Origin of the sequence: Sphingopyxis sp. KK2, assembly GCF_001990265.1 — a bacterium.
Lineage (GTDB): Bacteria > Pseudomonadota > Alphaproteobacteria > Sphingomonadales > Sphingomonadaceae > Sphingopyxis.
Window position 1 is genome coordinate 1 of sequence record NZ_LYVN01000302.1, and the last position, 771, is coordinate 771.

General features: G+C 62.9%; 1 protein-coding gene and 1 pseudogene. Both read left to right on the plus strand.

Going from position 1 to position 771, the window contains the following annotated elements; all coding sequences use genetic code 11:
* The first annotated feature begins 194 nt into the window (after window positions 1-194).
* The gene (locus tag B1A78_RS21925) at window positions 195-548 is read left to right on the plus strand and encodes a hypothetical protein (RefSeq protein ID WP_077148917.1); all 354 of its coding nucleotides are present in this window, start codon (window positions 195-197) and stop codon (window positions 546-548) included.
* Between the two features lie 23 nt (window positions 549-571).
* Window positions 572-771, plus strand: a pseudogene (locus B1A78_RS21930) (hypothetical protein); the annotation flags it as partial.

Sequence of the window (771 nt, forward strand, 5' to 3'; positions counted from 1 at the left end):
AAATGCCGCAAGACGCTCGAGATCGGGTCGCTCGTGAAGAAGAACCGCGTCTGCTACACCAATGAAAAGTGGAAAGAAGTGTCGGCCAAGGGCAACCAGGATGCGCGCGACACCGCCGAGGCGATGACCGGCAAGGCCGTCAATTCGAACTGACCGTTCTTTCGACGACCGTCTTTCGACAAGGGGATTGAACCATGCCTGCACGTCTTTTCGCCATCGCGGTGCTGATCGCGGCGCCGACCGCAGTCTGGGCCGGTGACGATATGCCGCTGGCACGCGCGCCGTCGGAGATGACGGGGGCCGAGATCGACGCGCATAACGATGGGCTGGCGATGGCCGATCCCAATTATATCCGCTGCCGCAAGATCGACGAGGTCGGGTCGCTGGTGAAGAAGATCCGCGTCTGCAACACCAATGCCCAGTGGAAGAAGATCGTCGACAAGGGCAACCAGGACGCGCGCGATTCGATGGAAACGCTTGCGCGGGGCTGGAGCGTGCCGCAGGAACCGGTCGATCAGCTCGGTCCGGCGATCAACCGGCCGCAATAAGCCTCCACAGAAGGACAGCGACGATGCTGAAGATGATCCTCGCCCTCGCGCTCGGCGCGTCCACTGCCGTCGCAGCGGGAGCGGTCGATGCCGCCGCCGATCGCGCGCCGCCCGACCGCAAGCCGTCGGAAATGACGCCGACCGAGATCAAGGCGTTCAATGAGGGGCTGGCGGCGACGCATCCCTATTATATCAAATGCCGCAAGATCGACGAGGTCGGGTC

Bases quoted from the DNA above. Each gene is read 5' to 3' on its own strand.
- B1A78_RS21925 (WP_077148917.1), top strand. From the start codon at position 195: ATGCCTGCACGTCTTTTCGCCATCGCGGTGCTGATCGCGGCGCCGACC.